Source organism: Shinella zoogloeoides (assembly GCF_020883495.1).
Classification (GTDB): domain Bacteria; phylum Pseudomonadota; class Alphaproteobacteria; order Rhizobiales; family Rhizobiaceae; genus Shinella; species Shinella zoogloeoides.
The window spans coordinates 498,248-512,818 of sequence record NZ_CP086610.1 but is presented as its reverse complement, the minus strand read 5'-3'; the positions used below and the strand labels follow the sequence as shown (position 1 = coordinate 512,818).

The window sequence follows — 14,571 nt, the reverse complement described above, 5'->3', positions numbered from 1 at the left end:
GGAACCTCAGGAGAGCGGAAAGGACAGGCCCGAACAGCGCTCTCTCTCGACCGCCCGGACTTAACCCCTTCCGGCCCGCCTCTGACTCTCAAAGCGCAGCATAAAAAAAGCGCCCCGACCGGACGGTGGGGCGCTTGTCAGCGTATTCTCGGGATCATCCAAAGCGGCGACCAGTTGCGGTGAAGGTGTATTCATTGGCGGCAATGGTTGCATCGACAGCCTCGTCCGAGGACAGATAATCATACTCGCGCTCAAGCTGGCGGTAGAGCCAGCGGGCCAGATCGCGCAGCGCCTCGATGACCGCCTCCTCGGCATCAGCGGTCATGTCCTGCCAGGTCGGGCTGTCGCGCTCGACCGCGATCGACATGCAGTATTCGTGATAATAATGCCCGCGATGGCTGGCATCGGCGCGAAGCTGATAGAAGTTTCGGCGCTGGATCGCCTGAAGGGTATCGGCGATGCGGTGCAGTTCGGTGTCCTGCGGGGCGTATTCCCTGATCCGGCGCGGCGCATTTTTCCGGTAGGAATAGAAGGTCTCGAAACAGGCGCCATCACCTTGCGACCAGAAGCCCCGGAAGCAAATACAGGGGGCTTGCCGTGTACCCCCGCCCATCAACCGGACGGTGCGGGTTTTGAGATTCAAACCGAGGATCTCGGCGATGCGCTGAAAATCCTCATAGACGGCATCGTACCAGTCATAGTCGAAGCCGCCTTCGCGATACCAGGCACGGGCCTTGTCCTTCGCCGCTTCGGACAATTCGTCGAGGCGATAGACGGTGGTTTCGATGATCTCAGGCATGGGGATCGCCTCCCTCCAGCACGGTGGAAAGCCAGCCATCGGTAGAGATCCAGTCCACCGTCTTGCCGGTGGCGAGATCAAGGACATGCGCCCCACCACCAAATCCGTCGATGCGCGGTTTCGAGCAGCTATTTGCGTACTGGAAACCCCACAATCCACTCAGGCCAAATTCGGCAGCGCAGCGTTTGACGAATTGGATAACATGCTCAGGATCGCCGGTGACGTCATCGCGCATCCAGAGTTGCGTACCGCCATGCTCTGGCTGGATGGAGAGCAGGAAGCCATCGGAGGGCGGATCCTCAACGGCATTGTCATCCGCCAGAGCTTTGTAGAGATCCAGCGCGCGGGCAGCGTTTTCGGGGGTGCCTACATCGAGCAGGCAAGAAAAGTGCGTGAAATAATCGGCCATGATAGTCTCCTGGCATGACATGGCCCGGCGTGTGGCCGAGCCGAATGGGATGAAATGGGTGAAGCTCAGGCGGCCTGCGGCAGGCGGAGCAGATCGGCCGAGGTCTCGCGCCAAAAGGAATCGACCAACCGGGCTTCCAGCGCAGCGGCGCGGTAACGCAGCCGTCTCGCCGCTTCGGGATCTGATGTCCGAAACGCCATACCGCGCAGGCGGCTGGCCTCGGTCACGATCCTGCGTGCCTCGGCATCGGAGGCGACAGGCTGTTGCCAGAGGATAATGCCGGCGCGGATTTCGCCAGCGAGGACCAGGCGTTGATCTTGGTCCTGAATGAGCATGATGCGCGGCTGAAAATACGGAAAGCTGTCCGGCCCCGTGCGAATATCACCGCGCGACAGGCGCAAGGCTGCGGCCTGGATGGCCTCTTCCGGTGACGGGCATTCGCCAAGCGGGATCACGCGGTCAAAACCGTTCGCCGCGTCACTGGCGTCATAACTGGCCACGCCAAGGCATGAGATACGCAGCGGCAGCTTTTGCGACCGATAAAGCGCGGGCAGAACATCGGCAGCCAGAATCTGGCCGATGGAACGGAAGGTTTCGGAACGGGCAAAGGTCATCGGGATCACTCCATGACGGGCGCCGGTGAGCCTCTCTCTCCGACCCTCAACCCGTCACGGCCGAACGGCCCGCACTCTTCCTCTCTGACCGGGCTCGTTCCCGGTTCCGCTGCCGGCGATGGGAACCATCGCGAGGCGCTGAAGGCCCGAAGCGCGGGCTGCCGCGCTCGGGCCGTCGGGGATGAGGCGCTTTCGCGCCTTATTCCCACGGGTCCAGCTCCAGCTTCACCATGTCGTCGTCGCCGTCGAACTCGGCGGCAGGGCACGCGGCGTGGGTGCCGTCTCCGGCCTGGAACACAACGATCGAAACCATCAGCGTGGCGGCAAGGCTGGCGGCGAAGGCGGTGGCATCTGCATAGGACATGGGTTCCGGCTCCTGTCTTTGGGAGGCGGGGGACCATCCCCCGCGCGACAGGCGCCCGAAGTGTCTGACCGGATCTGCAATCACCCGAGGGCGTTCGGACTTTTCCCGAATCCCCGAGGGCGGCACGCGCGCGTAAGCCGACCCCTTTGGGGTTGAATGTCAAAGAGACGGATCGGACCAAGGTTTGCGAATGGAAGCGGGGGTGGTTTTTCGCATCTGACAGGATGCCGGATACCCGTCGCAGATGCTCTGCCGCGTCAGCCTTGCCACCATGCTGGCATCAGGATCGTGTTCCTTCAGGCCAGAGATGGCTGCCGCTTGTCCTGATCGGGATGGCGGATTGCATGGTGAAGCCGGATTGGGCCCGTCCGGTGCAGACATCCCATCCTCACGGCCAGAGACCCTGCGATCGGGTCTTCAGCTCCAAAGCCCATCGGCAATTTCGCGGGCAACCATCGCGCGGGCTTTCATCATCAGATCGTCGCCCGATGTATCGATGTGACCATAGAAGCGCGCACGGCCGCCATGGGCAGTCCATTCGGCATAGCGGCAGTATTCACGGGCATCGAGCCGGAAAACGCGCATATCTTCGGCCCAATGGGGCTTTGGCTCCACAACAACGGTCATGCCGTCGCGGCTTTCCTCCCAGGGCAGTGTACGCTCCAGCGGACGGTTTTCCCGATCCTGAGCAAATATTTCATCAACGTCGATGCTGGCAGCCATGGCGGCTCTCCAAAGAAAAAGCCCGATCACGAGGATCGGGCGAGTTACGGAAACGGAGCGGTTAGAACGGGGCGACCGAAGCCGCCCCGCATGAGTGCTATTCAGCAGCGACCATATGCTGTTCTTCCTCATCGTCAGCGGGGTCGTCCTCGCCATCGCCGGAGAGGAAATCGGGCAGATTGTCGGCTTCCGCCGCAGTGCCCGATGCCGGGTCGACTTCGATACCCTCGTCCGCCATGCGCAGCGGCTCAGGCAGCCAGCCGGTTTCCGCCAGCAGGCGTTCGGCTTCCTTGGCCATGTCGCCCTTCTTGAGATGTCCGATCAACTCGGCGGCCCGGTCTCCGGCCCCTTCACGTACAGCTTCAAGGATACGGGGCTTGGTCACGCGGCCGAGATAATTGCCGACCGTCGGCCGCCAGCCCACGGCCACCATGTCGAGGCCGGTCGAACGGGCCAGCCGGTCAGCCTGCGACAGGCGGATGTCCAGCCCGTGCTGGCTGACGCCCGTGCCGCTGTAAGGGTTCGGCTTCTCATAGAGCGCATTGACACCGAAGCTGACGCAATGGGCGAGTAACTCCATGCGCCACCCATCGTCCAGATCGGTCAGCCAATCCCAGAGGGCGGCATCGTCTGCCGGGACATGATCGCCCCAGCGTTCGTGGCGGTCAGCGATAGCCTTGGCCGACGCGCTGTCGCGCAGATCCTCGGCCTGTGCGGGCAGATGAACCTCCCGGACCTGGGCTTCGAGGCATCCCTTGCTGGAATGCGGCATGAAGCAATCCATGGCCAGCCTGTGCAGCAGTGCCGTCATAGCGACATGCGGGTTTACTGCCACCGCATCCCGCAGCGCCAGCGTGCGATGCGCGGTCAGCTCGCTGACCAGGCGATCGGGCAGCGGCTTGATGATGTCGGCCTCGTCTTCCTCCTCAGTTTCGACCGCCTGGCCGCCCAGCGTGATAACTGCACCCATGCGGCTTACCTCCGGTTCTGTCCGCTGGATCACCTCGCCGGTTTCCGGGTCAACGATTTCAGCTTCCGGTTCCGCAGGCGTTTCATCTTCGGCGCGAACATAGCCGCGCTCGATCAGCAATGCGCCATCGGCGTCGATGCTGATGAAGACACCCGCCATGCTGATCTGGTCCGGCTCGAAGGTCATCGGACGGCGCTCGAAGGTTTCCAGAGCCAGTTCGATCTCACCCAAGCGGGCGTCGATCTCGTCAGGCAGCTCGTCCGCCTCGCCATATTCGACTTCAAGCCGGTCATACTCGTCGCGCAATGCTTCGCGGGTGGCGCGTTCCTCTTCGCTCAGATCGACCGTGGTGCCGACAATCTGGCGTAGGCCATGGTCGTGACCATAGGGGAAGGTGATGGCGACCTCGATCCATTTCCAGCCCTCGGCGGCGATGGCTTCGCCCTCGGCCTTCAGTTTTTCGCCCACCAACCGGTCGAGCAGCACCGGATCTTGCAGCCAGCCACCATCGTCCTGCTGAAAGAGATCACGCAGCACGCAGCCGCCAGCCTCTTCATAGGCATCGATACCAACGAACACCGCCCGTTTGTCGGCGGCGCGGACTGTGGTTTCGGTCAGCAGGCGTCGGATGTGGTAGGGTTCCTTCTGCCAGCCATCCCTGATCGCTTCCCAGACCTGCTCCTGACGGGCATGGTCAGAACTGACGCTGAAGGCCATGAGTTGTTCCAGCGTCATGCCGTCCTCGGCATAGACGTCGAGCAATGCCGGTGAGACGGAAACCAGACGCAGGCGCTGTTTCACCACCTTGGAGTCCACGAAGAAGGCGGCAGCTATTGTTTCCTCGGTCATGCCCTTTTCGCGCATGGCCTGGAAGGCGCGGAATTGGTCGAGCGGATGCAGCGGTGCGCGCTCGATATTCTCGGCGAGCGATACCTCGTCGATCAGCACATCGGCGCTGGCCTCCGACACCACGCACGGGACCGGCGCGATCTTGGCGAGGCGCTTCTGCTTGACCAGCAGTTCCAGCGCCCGGAAGCGGCGACCGCCGGCGGGCACCTCGAACATGCCGGTTTCCTTGCCCTCGGCATCCACGACCGGGCGGACATGCAGGGACTGGATCAGGCCGCGACGGGCGATAGACTCGGCCAGCTCCTCAACAGAGATCCCGGCCTTGACGCGCCGGACGTTGGACTGGCTGAGCACCAGTTTGTTGAAGGGAATGTCGCGCGAGGATGACAGGGTGATCTTTTGAACGGCAGTGGCCATGTCAGTGACTCCATGACGGACGCCGGTGAGCCTCTCTCTCCGGCTATCAGCCCGTCACGAAGCGAAGCGCCGCCCTCTTCCTCTGAAGAGAGCGACGCCAGCCGCAGAACCTGAAACCCGGAAATCAGGCACTCCGGTTTTCTGTATCGGCGGATGTACGGGAAAAGCTCGCGCCGACGCCGTAGAGCAAACGCTCGGCGGCGCGGATGCTGCCGGTCTCACGGGCGGCCTCGGCCCAGACCGAGATCGGGAAATCGCCGGTGAACAGCAGATCGCACTCGATGCCCATGCCGAATGGCAGCCGGACTGACTGCATCTCGCCAAGGCTCCACGAACCCAGTTCGGGATGGCCGAGATCCGCCAGGCCGAACATGATGTCGCCATCCTCATCCAGCTCGGTAGCGAGCCAGACGCCTTCACCGATGGGATTGAAGAACTTCACGACCGGGGATGTGATCTTGATCGCGCTGGCGACCATTGGCCAGCAGGCGGTCGTGCTGTGCGCCTGTCAGGAGGATCATGCCGCCGCCCTCCGGTCGGTTTCGCTCGCATCCGACTCCCCGGTGTCTTCGGCAAGCAGATGCGACAGCAGCCAGTCCGCCGCCTTGCTGGCCTGCGAGGCCGCGCGGACAATGGCGCGGGAATCCTCGCGCATGACCTCCAGCCACGATCCGATGTAATCGGCATGGCGGACGGTCGGCACGATCCCGAGCGCGGCGCAACTGAAAGCTGCGGTCTGTTCGGCAATCATCTCCTCGAAGGCGTATTTCTTCGAACCGAACGAGCCGGTCAGATCGCGGTTGAGGCGGCTGTGATGGCCGCTGGCGTGCCCCAGTTCATGCAGGGCCGTCCTGTGCCAGTTGATCGGCTCGAAATAGGCTTGCGGAGGCGGCACCTGCACATAGTCGAGCGACGGCATATAGAAGGCGCGATTGCCGCCAATACGGAAGTCGATGCCGGTGGCCCGGATCAACGCCTCGACCTGAGGTTCGATAAGGCCCGGCGGCGGTGGCGGCGCGACTGCCGTGATCTCATCGGGTAGGCCATCGCATTGCGCGGCGTTAAAGACCGTGAACCGCTTTAGGAACGGAATGGCATGCGCATCCTCACCCGTTTCGCGGGCACGGCGCTTCTCGTCCTCGGGGGTGAAACGGTCGGCATAAACGACAGTCGTGCCACGTTCGCCCTTCCTGACATTGCCGCCAAGCGAAAGCGCCTGGCGGAACGTCAGCCACGCCTGAGCGGGGAAACCATGCTGGATGACAGCCCCCCAGAGGATGAGAATATTGATGCCGGAATAGGACCGGCCGGTTGAAGCATTTCTCGGCAGGCCCAGCGGGGCGGTATCAGGCGACGCACCCCAGGGCTGGACCCATGGCAACCGCCCTTGCTCCAGCTCGGCGATGATCTTGTTGGTGATGTCGTCGTAAAGGTTGCTGCGCGCGCCACCTTCCGCGAGGTTACGACCCTGTCTGGCCATCGGGATGATCTCCGCGACGGGTGCCGGAAGCCTCTCCTCCAGCTCTTAACCCGTCACGGAAAATCCGTCCGCACTCTCACTCTGAAGGGGGCGTTGCGGGGATCTCCCCGCAGAAGGGGTAGGTAGAGACCAAGGCTCGGCCGCAGGGGAAGGCTTTCCCCCTATTCGGTATGTTCCCCTGCGCTTCCTTGAAAACTGTCAGAAACCCGCGTATATTTCCAACAGGAGAAAGACGATGACACGGCTGACCGAACAGATTCTGGCACATGCGACGGGACTTCCCGAAGGGATGCCCGTGTCCGCCAAGGGCCTGCTCCACCTCGGAAACCGGGCGGCCGTGGATCAGGCATTGTCGCGTCTGTCCGAGCGCGGGCAGCTCATCCGCGCCGGTCGTGGCGTCTATCTGCGCCCCATCGCCAGTCGGTTTGGCACGCGCGCACCTTCGGTCGAGCAGGCTGTCGAGGCCCTCGCGACCCAAAAAGGGGAGATCATCGTCTCGAACGGAGCCGCCGCGGCGAACGCGCTTGGCTTGACGACGCAGGTGCCCGTCCGCTCGGTCTATCTGACCTCCGGACGCAGCCGAAAGATACACCTCGGCAAGCAGGTCGTCGAATTGCGGCACGCGCCGCGCTGGCAACTGGCCCTGGCCAACCGCCCCGCAGGCGAGGCCGTGCGGGCGCTGGCCTGGCTCGGCCCCGAAAAGGCGGAGGCCGCGCTCACGACCTTGAAGCGGAAGATGCCGCCCGGCGTGTTCGGCGAACTGGTCGCCGCCGCGCCGCAGCTTCCGACATGGCTCGCGCAGAGCGTCGGAAAGGCGGCCTATGGCTGACGTTTTCCTCCAGCTTTCGGCCGAGGATCGGCGTGACGCGTTGAGCGTCGTCGCCGACCGTTCGGGTCGTCCCACCCATCTTCTCGAAAAGGATGTGTGGGTGGTGTGGGCGCTGGCGACCCTCTACGCGGCACCGCTCGGCGAGCATCTGGTGTTCAAGGGCGGCACGTCGCTGTCGAAAGCCTATCAGGTCATTCGCCGGTTTTCGGAGGACGTGGATCTGACCTACGACATTCGGGCGATTGCGCCCGATCTGGTCGGGGACAATGGCGAGGGTCTGCCGAAGACACGAAGCGAGGAAAAGCGCTGGTCCAGCGAGGTCCGTCGGCGGTTACCGGCATGGGTCGCGGAAACCGTGCAGCCTGTGATCGAGACCGCACTGGCCGTCGAAGGTCTGGCGGCGGCCGTCCGGGTCGAGGATGAGAAGCTCTTCATCGACTATGAGGCGACCGCAGCCGGGTCCGGCTATGTGGCTCCAAGCGTCATGCTGGAGTTCGGCGGGCGCTCGACGGGCGAACCCGCGAGCTTGCGCGACGTCGTCTGCGACGCGGCCGGCCTGATCGACGGCCTGGTGTTTCCGACGGCGCGGCCGCGCGTCATGCACGCGGAGCGGACCTTCTGGGAGAAGGCGACCGCCATCCACGTCTTTTGCCTCCAGGAGCGGCTGCGCGGCGACCGCTTCGCGCGACATTGGCACGATGTTGTCCGACTGGACGAAGCCGGCTTTGCGGAAGCCGCTTTTGCCGATCGCGACCTGGCCAACGCTGTCGCCCGGCACAAGTCGATGTTCTTCGCAGAGAAGGCTGCCGACCGCACGCCGATCGACTATGCAGCGGCTGTCAGCGGCGGCTTGCAACTCGTGCCGGTCGGCGATGGCGCGAAGGCGTTGGAGGATGACTATGCCCGCATGGTTGAGGATGGACTGCTCTTCGACGACGAGGAGCCGTTCGAAGCGCTCATGGCGCGGTGCGCTGATATAGCCGCGCGCACGAACAGAGCAGCCAAGTAAGAAACTGGGAGGACCGGGGTGTGGTCAAAGACATCCGCCGGGCGACACGGCGGCACTTTTCATCGGAAGACAAGATCAGGATCGTGCTGGATGGCCTTCGTGGCGAAGACAGCATTGCCGAGTTGTGCCGCAAGGAGGGGATTGCGCAGAGCCTCTACTACACCTGGTCGAAGGAATTCCTGGAAGCCGGCAAGCGGCGACTGGCAGGCGACACGGCCCGTGCTGCGACGACCGGTGAAGTGCAGGACCTTCGTCGCGAGACCCGCGCGCTGAAGGAGGCAGTCGCCGACCTGACGCTGGAGAACCGTCTGCTCAAAAAAAGCATGATCGCGGATGGGGGCGACGACGAATGAGATACCCCGCATCCGAAAAGCTCGAGATCATCAAGATCGTCGAGCAGTCGCACCTTCCGGCGAAGAAGACGCTGGATCAGCTCGGCATTGCGCGGCGCACCTTCTACCGCTGGTATGACCGCTACGTCGAAGGCGGCCCGGAGGCGTTGGAGGACCGTCCTTCCCGGCCGAACCGGGTGTGGAACCGCATCAGCGCCGAGGTCCAGAGCCAGATCATCGACATGGCGCTGGAACAGTCCGAGCTGTCACCACGTGAGCTGGCGGTGCGCTTCACCGATGAGAAGCGCTACTTCGTGTCCGAGGCGACCGTCTATCGCCTGCTCAAGGCCCATGACCTCATCACCAGCCCGGCCTTCGTGGTGATCAAGGCCGCCGACGAGTTCAGGGACAAGACCATGCGTCCCAATGAGATGTGGCAGACAGACTTCACCTACTTCAAGATCATCGGCTGGGGCTGGGTCTATCTGTCGACCGTGCTCGACGACTTCTCCCGTTACATCATCGCCTGGAAGCTGTGCACGACCATGCGGGCCCAGGACGTGACCGAAACGCTGGAACTGGGCCTTACGGCTTCAGGCTGTGACAGCGCCAGGGTGTTGCACAAGCCAAAACTGCTCAGCGACAACGGGCCGTCCTACATCGCCAGCGAACTCGCCGAATGGATCGACGCCAACGGCATGAGCCATGTCCGCGGCGCTCCGCTTCATCCGCAGACCCAGGGCAAGATCGAGCGCTGGCATCAGACGCTCAAGAACCGCATCCTGCTGGAGAACTACTTCCTGCCGGGCGATCTTGAACGCCAGATCGAAGCCTTCGTCGAGTATTACAATCACCGACGCCACCACGAGAGCCTTGGCAACGTGACCCCGGCCGACGCCTACTTCGGCAGGGCCTCTGCTATCATCGAACAACGAGAAAGGATCAAACGACAGACGATCGAGCTCCGGCGCTTGCAGCACCGCAAACTCGCCGCTTAACATCAACCAAAGATCGAGGCCGACACTCCGCTAAATCAAGCAGCCATCAGCGCCAAATGTTCTGACGACGGACAAGAGGCGGGTCACTTCTCGGCGAAAATCCCGGGTCAGCTCTCAGCGGAAATCAACAGACAGGCTAATCGAGCTGACCGCAGATGTCGTTTCGGCCTATGTGTCGAACAATCCTGTACCTGTCGCCGAATTGCCCGGCTTGATCTCCAGGGTGTATACGAGCCTGCTGCAGCAGACCGATGTCCCCACGGAAGTCGTATCAGAATCCAAAAAGCCCGCAGTCCCAATCAAGAAGTCGGTGACGCCGGACTACATCGTCTGTCTCGAGGACGGAAAACAGTTCAAATCCCTGAAGCGCCACTTGTCGACCCACCATGGCCTCACCCCGGACGAATATCGTGCGAAATGGGGCCTGCCGGCAGACTATCCGCTGGTCGCGCCAAACTACGCCGCAGCGCGTTCCGCACTGGCAAAATCGATGGGATTAGGACGCAAGCCAAAGCCCGTCGAAGAACCGCCAGCGGCTCCTGCCAGACGGAAGAGACTCGGCCTCAAATTCTCATAGGGCCTCTTTCGACCGTTCCCCAGGTTGCACCGGAACAACTCGCCGCCCCATTTGCGCGATTCAATAGATGCCGTCCTGAATGCACCGGCGCTTCTCCATCGCGAACGGTGAGCAGGGTCAACGGCAGTTCGAAGAACAGACCACCGATGACCCGCACCACTACGGCACCGATGACGAATGTCAGATTCTGAAGGGCAATCCCAGCCGTGCGGCAGGAAGGCCGGTGCGCATCGGGGTCTTCACGTCATCTCCTAGTAAAGAGCTGCCCTCTCGCGGTTCGGTGCGGGAGGGCAAGCAGGAACACCGTTCATGGATGTTGTCGCCGCAAGTCACTGCTTGCGCAACGGCGTTATTCGGTGGTCTTGCCGTCGAAGTGTTCATGCGCGGCGTCGGCTTCAGCCTTGGTTGGATGAACGACACCGTCGACGTGCTCGGGAGGGCTGTAGATCGTATAAAGCTTCAGCGGCTCATTCCCGGTGTTTTTGACGTTATGCCGCGCACCGGCCGGTACGATCATGGCCATATCGGCCCTGATCCTGCTCACATTGCCGTCGATCAGGATTTCGCCTTCGCCGTCCTCGACACGGAAGAACTGATCGCCGTCGTCGTGAACCTCTTCGCCGATCTCCTCGCCGGGCTGAAGCGCCATCAGCACGAGCTGCATATTTCTTGCCGTATAAAGAACACGGCGAAAATCCGTGTTTCCTTCGGTCAGTTCCTCGATGTCATCAACAAATCCACGCATGATATGCTCCATTTCATTGGTTTATTGCAAAAATGTTAGCTCGTCGTTGATCTCACTCAAGTCTCCCCATAAGACTTTCGCATATGGTCGTGTCGCCGATGCGACTTTGGTAAGAGTATCCTCAAGCTGTCCTTCCAGCAGCGGCGCGTCCACATCAAAGCATCCGCCAGGGAATCGAGACTTGTCGACCTGTGCATTTACGCACGGAAATCCCTTTGGTTTAGGCGGCAATTCCACCACAGCTCCCCATGTGGTCGCCCGACGAACCAGAACCAAGGCAGCGGCCTGTGCATTCATGCAAGCCTGGCTTGCCGGTTTCACCAATCGCAATGCGGGGTCAAACCCTTAGATCAATGAGGCAGGGGACACCCCTTCCCCACTATCGAAAGGAACCCGATCATGGCCCAGAAAACCATCCTTCGCAGCGATGAGCTTTCCTGCCCCTCCTGCGTACCCAAGATCGAGAAGGCGCTCAACGCCCTTCCCGGTGTGGCAAAGGCCGAGGTGCGCTTCAACACCGGCAAGATCGAGGTCGAGCACGACCCCGCGCAATCGAGCGTTGAAGCGCTGGTCGAGGCAGTGCGTGGAACCGGCTACGAGGCGCGGCCTGCCGCCTTTTGATCGGCACTCCGCCTTTTTCGCCGCGCCGCGTGCCGGCGCGGCAGGCACGCTTTTCCGACATGGATGAAGATGAAAGGAGCGAGGAGATGAGCAATCTTGTCAGCAGGATCAAGAGCGCCTTCGTGCATCCGGCACGGCGGCGTTTCTGGCTGACGGTCGGCAGCGGCGGGTTGATCGCGGCCGGTCTTCTGGCGCGCTACGGCTTCGGCATGGTCGAGGCATGGACCGCGCTGATGGTCGCGGCCGCATTTCTTGCCGGCTCCGACATCGCGATCCGTGCCTGGCGCTCGCTGCGTGTAAAGCATTTCAGCATCGAATTGCTCGTCACCGTCGCGGCGGTCGGCGCGCTCATTATTGGCGAAGTCTGGGAGTCGGCGGCCGTCACCTTCCTGTTCATGTTCGGCGGCTGGCTGGAGGCGCGCACCATGGGGCAGACCCGTGGCGCGCTGAAGGCATTGCTTGATGCCGCGCCCGCCACCGCGACCGTGCTGCGCGACGGCGATCCCGTCGAGGTGCCGGCGCATATGGTCCAGCTTGGCGAGACCGTGCTGGTCAGGGCCGGTCAACGCATCCCGGTGGATGGTGAAGTAACCGAAGGCACCGCCGCCGTCAGCGAGGCGGCGATTACCGGTGAGCCGATGCCGGCCGAGAAAGCGCCTGGCAGCCACGTCCATGCAGGAACGATCGCCGAGAACGGGTTGCTGCGCATCCGCGCCACCAATGTCGGCGCCGACACCACCCTTGCCCGCATTATTCAGCGCGTCGAGGAAGCGCAGGAGGAAAAGGCCCCGAGCCAGCGCATGATCGAGCGCTTTGCGCAATGGTATACGCCGTCGATCATCGGGCTCGCGGTCGCCGCCTTCGCGGTGACGCAGGACATCCGCCTGGCGCTGACGCTGCTGGTCGTCGGTTGCCCCGGCGCGCTGGTCATCTCGACGCCGGTCTCCATCGTCGCCGGCATCGGCCGGGCGGCGCGCAGCGGCATCCTGATCAAGGGCGGCCAGCATCTGGAAAGTGCGGGCCGCATCGATACGCTGGCGCTCGACAAGACCGGCACGCTGACGGAAGGCAAGCCGCAGCTCGCCTCTATCGTCGCGCTCGGCGGCATTGCCGAGGCCGAGTTGCTGCATCTGGCTGCGACCGCCGAGACCGGATCGACCCATCCGCTCGGCCGTCCGATCGTCGAGGCCGGCCGCAAGCAGGGGCCGCTTTCCACGCTCGAATCGCTGGAGGAACATGCCGGCATGGGCCTGAGCGCCCGCATCGACGGCCGCATCATCGCCGCCGGCAACCGGCGCCTCATGGACACGCTCGGCATTGCGCTGGGCCAGGAGGGCGAAGCCGCTCTGGACCGTCTGCTGTCCAATGGCCAGACGCCGATCCTGGTGGCGCGTGACGGGCAGTTGATCGGGATGCTGGGCATGTCCGACATGGCCCGTGAAGGCGCGGCGGAAGCCATCACCCGGCTGCGTAACATCGGCATAGGCCGTGTGGTCATGCTGACCGGCGACCAGCATGGCGCAGCCGAAGCCATCGCCCGCGAGGTCGGTATCGACGAGGTCCATGCCGGGCTGATGCCCGAGGACAAGCTGGAACTGATCCGGAAGATGAAGGCGGATGGCGCGCATGTCGCCATGGTCGGCGACGGCATCAACGATGCCCCCGCTCTTGCCGCCGCCGACACCTCGATCGCCATGGGCGCCGCCGGCAGCGACGTCGCCATCGAGACCGCCGACATCGCGCTCCTGAAAGACGATCTCGGCAAGATCCCCGAGGCGATGGCGATCTCGCGCGCAACGCTGGGCAATATGCGCCAGAACCTCGTCATCGCACTGGTGACGGTGGCCGGACTGCTGGCGGGCGTGTTCTCCGGCAATGTCCATATGGCCGGCGGCATGCTGGTCCACCAACTTTCGGTGCTGATCGTCATCGCCAACGGCATGCGCCTTCTGCGCATGCCGAAGACGACCGCACCCGGCGGGAGGGCCTCAAAGGTCGCCACCGCCCGGCCCGCAACTGTGGCCGCGCGAGGCTGAAGCCTCCTCGCAGACCCCGCAGCGATGCGGAGTCTGTTGTTTTTGCGACGTCAACCCTGTCTCATCGCTCGCATTTGTCGGAAAGGATCGACATGAATGCCAGGACCGCCCCATGGAACGACGTTTTCGACTTCTGGTTTCCCGAAGGCCGCTCCTCACAGATAAAGGCTGAAACTCACCGCGATCACTGGTCGTGGCGGCTGCACGGCGGAGCGGATGACATGATCGTCGAGCGCTTCGCCGACCTCACGAGAAGCGCAGCTTCAGGCGATCTCGACGACTGGACCAGCGACCCCGAAGGCAGGCTGGCGCTAATCATCGTGCTCGACCAGTTCTCGCGCTCGCTCTGGCGCAACACACAGCGCGCATTCGCGCAGGACCCTGCCGCGCTGTCGCTGGCGATGGAGGGGTTTTCGAACGGCCACTACGCATCGCTGGACATGCCCTGGTTCAGAATCGTCTACAGTCAGCCCCTTGGCCATTGCGAAGGCCCGGATCACCTCGCGCGCATCGACCTGCTCATCAGGCTTCGCGAAGAGATAGCGGCGGAAGCGTCCGCTTCCCTTCAACCGATATACCAGTCGCTGGTGGATCAGGCTGGCGACGTACGCAAGGTCATCGCCGCTTTCGACCGTCATCCGCACCGCAATAACGTCCTCGGCCGAGAATCGACGCCGGCGGAAGAAGCTTACATCGCCGGAAGGGATTTCCCGCACGAAAGGGCGTTTCAGGCGTGACGCCTGGAGGCGAAGCGCATCGCGGGTTGATGCTTTCGTCGGCTGCTCGGGTAGATTACGGT

The 14,571-nt window shown here is 62.9% G+C and carries 15 protein-coding genes and 1 pseudogene; 8 read left to right on the top strand and 8 right to left on the bottom strand.

Annotation, left to right across the window (positions count from 1 at the left end; all coding sequences use genetic code 11):
• Positions 1 to 154: 154 nt before the first annotated feature.
• The 8 genes and pseudogenes from K8M09_RS02530 to K8M09_RS02495 all read right to left on the bottom strand — a co-directional run bounded on the left by K8M09_RS02530 (position 155) and on the right by K8M09_RS02495 (position 6,625).
• Positions 155 to 799 (bottom strand): antitoxin of toxin-antitoxin stability system, encoded by a 645-nt coding sequence (locus tag K8M09_RS02530; RefSeq protein ID WP_112830902.1) that lies wholly within the window; start codon positions 797 to 799, stop codon positions 155 to 157.
• Positions 792 to 1,208, bottom strand: a complete 417-nt coding sequence (locus tag K8M09_RS02525) for a hypothetical protein (protein ID WP_081725750.1) — start codon at positions 1,206 to 1,208, stop codon at positions 792 to 794. The genes K8M09_RS02530 and K8M09_RS02525 overlap by 8 nt, the downstream gene beginning before the upstream one ends.
• 65 nt (positions 1,209 to 1,273) lie before the next feature.
• Entirely contained in the window at positions 1,274 to 1,822 is a 549-nt protein-coding gene (locus K8M09_RS02520; protein WP_024707717.1) for a hypothetical protein, read from the bottom strand.
• Between the two features lie 199 nt (positions 1,823 to 2,021).
• Positions 2,022 to 2,186, bottom strand: coding sequence for a hypothetical protein (locus tag K8M09_RS02515; RefSeq protein ID WP_009450567.1), 165 nt, complete (start codon positions 2,184 to 2,186; stop codon positions 2,022 to 2,024).
• A gap of 417 nt (positions 2,187 to 2,603) precedes the next feature.
• A complete protein-coding gene (locus tag K8M09_RS02510) occupies positions 2,604 to 2,909 on the bottom strand; it encodes a hypothetical protein (protein WP_009450568.1) in 306 nt (101 codons plus the stop codon).
• A 97-nt stretch (positions 2,910 to 3,006) separates the two neighbouring features.
• Positions 3,007 to 5,145, bottom strand: a complete 2,139-nt coding sequence (locus tag K8M09_RS02505) for a ParB/RepB/Spo0J family partition protein (RefSeq protein ID WP_160787807.1) — start codon at positions 5,143 to 5,145, stop codon at positions 3,007 to 3,009.
• A gap of 124 nt (positions 5,146 to 5,269) precedes the next feature.
• A pseudogene (locus tag K8M09_RS02500) lies at positions 5,270 to 5,666 on the bottom strand (DUF2958 domain-containing protein).
• The gene (locus K8M09_RS02495) at positions 5,663 to 6,625 is read right to left on the bottom strand and encodes an ArdC family protein (protein ID WP_100237024.1); all 963 of its coding nucleotides are present in this window, start codon (positions 6,623 to 6,625) and stop codon (positions 5,663 to 5,665) included. The pseudogene K8M09_RS02500 and the gene K8M09_RS02495 overlap by 4 nt, the downstream one beginning before the upstream one ends.
• A 235-nt stretch (positions 6,626 to 6,860) precedes the next feature.
• Between K8M09_RS02495 and K8M09_RS02490 the strand changes: the two genes are divergently transcribed.
• From K8M09_RS02490 to K8M09_RS02455, 8 genes are all read left to right on the top strand, one after another.
• Entirely contained in the window at positions 6,861 to 7,454 is a 594-nt protein-coding gene (locus K8M09_RS02490) for a DUF6088 family protein (RefSeq protein ID WP_009450572.1), read from the top strand.
• Positions 7,447 to 8,463, top strand: a complete 1,017-nt coding sequence (locus K8M09_RS02485) for a nucleotidyl transferase AbiEii/AbiGii toxin family protein (RefSeq protein WP_160787806.1) — start codon at positions 7,447 to 7,449, stop codon at positions 8,461 to 8,463. Before K8M09_RS02490 ends, K8M09_RS02485 begins: the two co-directional genes overlap by 8 nt.
• Before the next feature lie 20 nt (positions 8,464 to 8,483).
• Positions 8,484 to 9,793, top strand: a protein-coding gene (locus tag K8M09_RS02480; protein WP_112830905.1) for an IS3 family transposase whose coding sequence is annotated in 2 segments (ribosomal slippage) — positions 8,484 to 8,778 and positions 8,778 to 9,793 — 1,311 coding nt in all. Because the reading frame shifts where the segments join, the coding sequence is not laid out codon by codon here.
• A gap of 139 nt (positions 9,794 to 9,932) precedes the next feature.
• A complete protein-coding gene (locus K8M09_RS02475; RefSeq protein ID WP_051018000.1) occupies positions 9,933 to 10,370 on the top strand; it encodes a MucR family transcriptional regulator in 438 nt (145 codons plus the stop codon).
• A gap of 79 nt (positions 10,371 to 10,449) precedes the next feature.
• Positions 10,450 to 11,154, top strand: coding sequence for a hypothetical protein (locus tag K8M09_RS23815; protein WP_425287023.1), 705 nt, complete (start codon positions 10,450 to 10,452; stop codon positions 11,152 to 11,154).
• Between the two features lie 360 nt (positions 11,155 to 11,514).
• Positions 11,515 to 11,736 carry a heavy-metal-associated domain-containing protein gene (locus K8M09_RS02465; RefSeq protein ID WP_160787805.1) on the top strand — a complete coding sequence of 74 codons (222 nt, stop codon included), beginning with the start codon at positions 11,515 to 11,517 and terminating at the stop codon, positions 11,734 to 11,736.
• A gap of 86 nt (positions 11,737 to 11,822) precedes the next feature.
• Positions 11,823 to 13,772, top strand: a complete 1,950-nt coding sequence (locus K8M09_RS02460) for a heavy metal translocating P-type ATPase (RefSeq protein WP_040672527.1) — start codon at positions 11,823 to 11,825, stop codon at positions 13,770 to 13,772.
• A gap of 92 nt (positions 13,773 to 13,864) precedes the next feature.
• Positions 13,865 to 14,509 carry a DUF924 family protein gene (locus tag K8M09_RS02455; RefSeq protein ID WP_009450581.1) on the top strand — a complete coding sequence of 215 codons (645 nt, stop codon included), beginning with the start codon at positions 13,865 to 13,867 and terminating at the stop codon, positions 14,507 to 14,509.
• Positions 14,510 to 14,571: the final 62 nt, after the last annotated feature.

Excerpts from the sequence above, each read along its gene's own strand:
- K8M09_RS02530 (WP_112830902.1), bottom strand. The coding sequence starts at position 799 with ATGCCTGAGATCATCGAAACCACCGTCTATCGCCTCGACGAATTGTCC.
- K8M09_RS02525 (WP_081725750.1), bottom strand. The coding sequence starts at position 1,208 with ATGGCCGATTATTTCACGCACTTTTCTTGCCTGCTCGATGTAGGCACC.
- K8M09_RS02520 (WP_024707717.1), bottom strand. The coding sequence starts at position 1,822 with ATGACCTTTGCCCGTTCCGAAACCTTCCGTTCCATCGGCCAGATTCTG.
- K8M09_RS02515 (WP_009450567.1), bottom strand. The coding sequence starts at position 2,186 with ATGTCCTATGCAGATGCCACCGCCTTCGCCGCCAGCCTTGCCGCCACG.
- K8M09_RS02510 (WP_009450568.1), bottom strand. The coding sequence starts at position 2,909 with ATGGCTGCCAGCATCGACGTTGATGAAATATTTGCTCAGGATCGGGAA.
- K8M09_RS02505 (WP_160787807.1), bottom strand. The coding sequence starts at position 5,145 with ATGGCCACTGCCGTTCAAAAGATCACCCTGTCATCCTCGCGCGACATT.
- K8M09_RS02495 (WP_100237024.1), bottom strand. The coding sequence starts at position 6,625 with ATGGCCAGACAGGGTCGTAACCTCGCGGAAGGTGGCGCGCGCAGCAAC.
- K8M09_RS02490 (WP_009450572.1), top strand. The coding sequence starts at position 6,861 with ATGACACGGCTGACCGAACAGATTCTGGCACATGCGACGGGACTTCCC.
- K8M09_RS02485 (WP_160787806.1), top strand. The coding sequence starts at position 7,447 with ATGGCTGACGTTTTCCTCCAGCTTTCGGCCGAGGATCGGCGTGACGCG.
- K8M09_RS23815 (WP_425287023.1), top strand. The coding sequence starts at position 10,450 with ATGCACCGGCGCTTCTCCATCGCGAACGGTGAGCAGGGTCAACGGCAG.
- K8M09_RS02465 (WP_160787805.1), top strand. The coding sequence starts at position 11,515 with ATGGCCCAGAAAACCATCCTTCGCAGCGATGAGCTTTCCTGCCCCTCC.
- K8M09_RS02460 (WP_040672527.1), top strand. The coding sequence starts at position 11,823 with ATGAGCAATCTTGTCAGCAGGATCAAGAGCGCCTTCGTGCATCCGGCA.
- K8M09_RS02455 (WP_009450581.1), top strand. The coding sequence starts at position 13,865 with ATGAATGCCAGGACCGCCCCATGGAACGACGTTTTCGACTTCTGGTTT.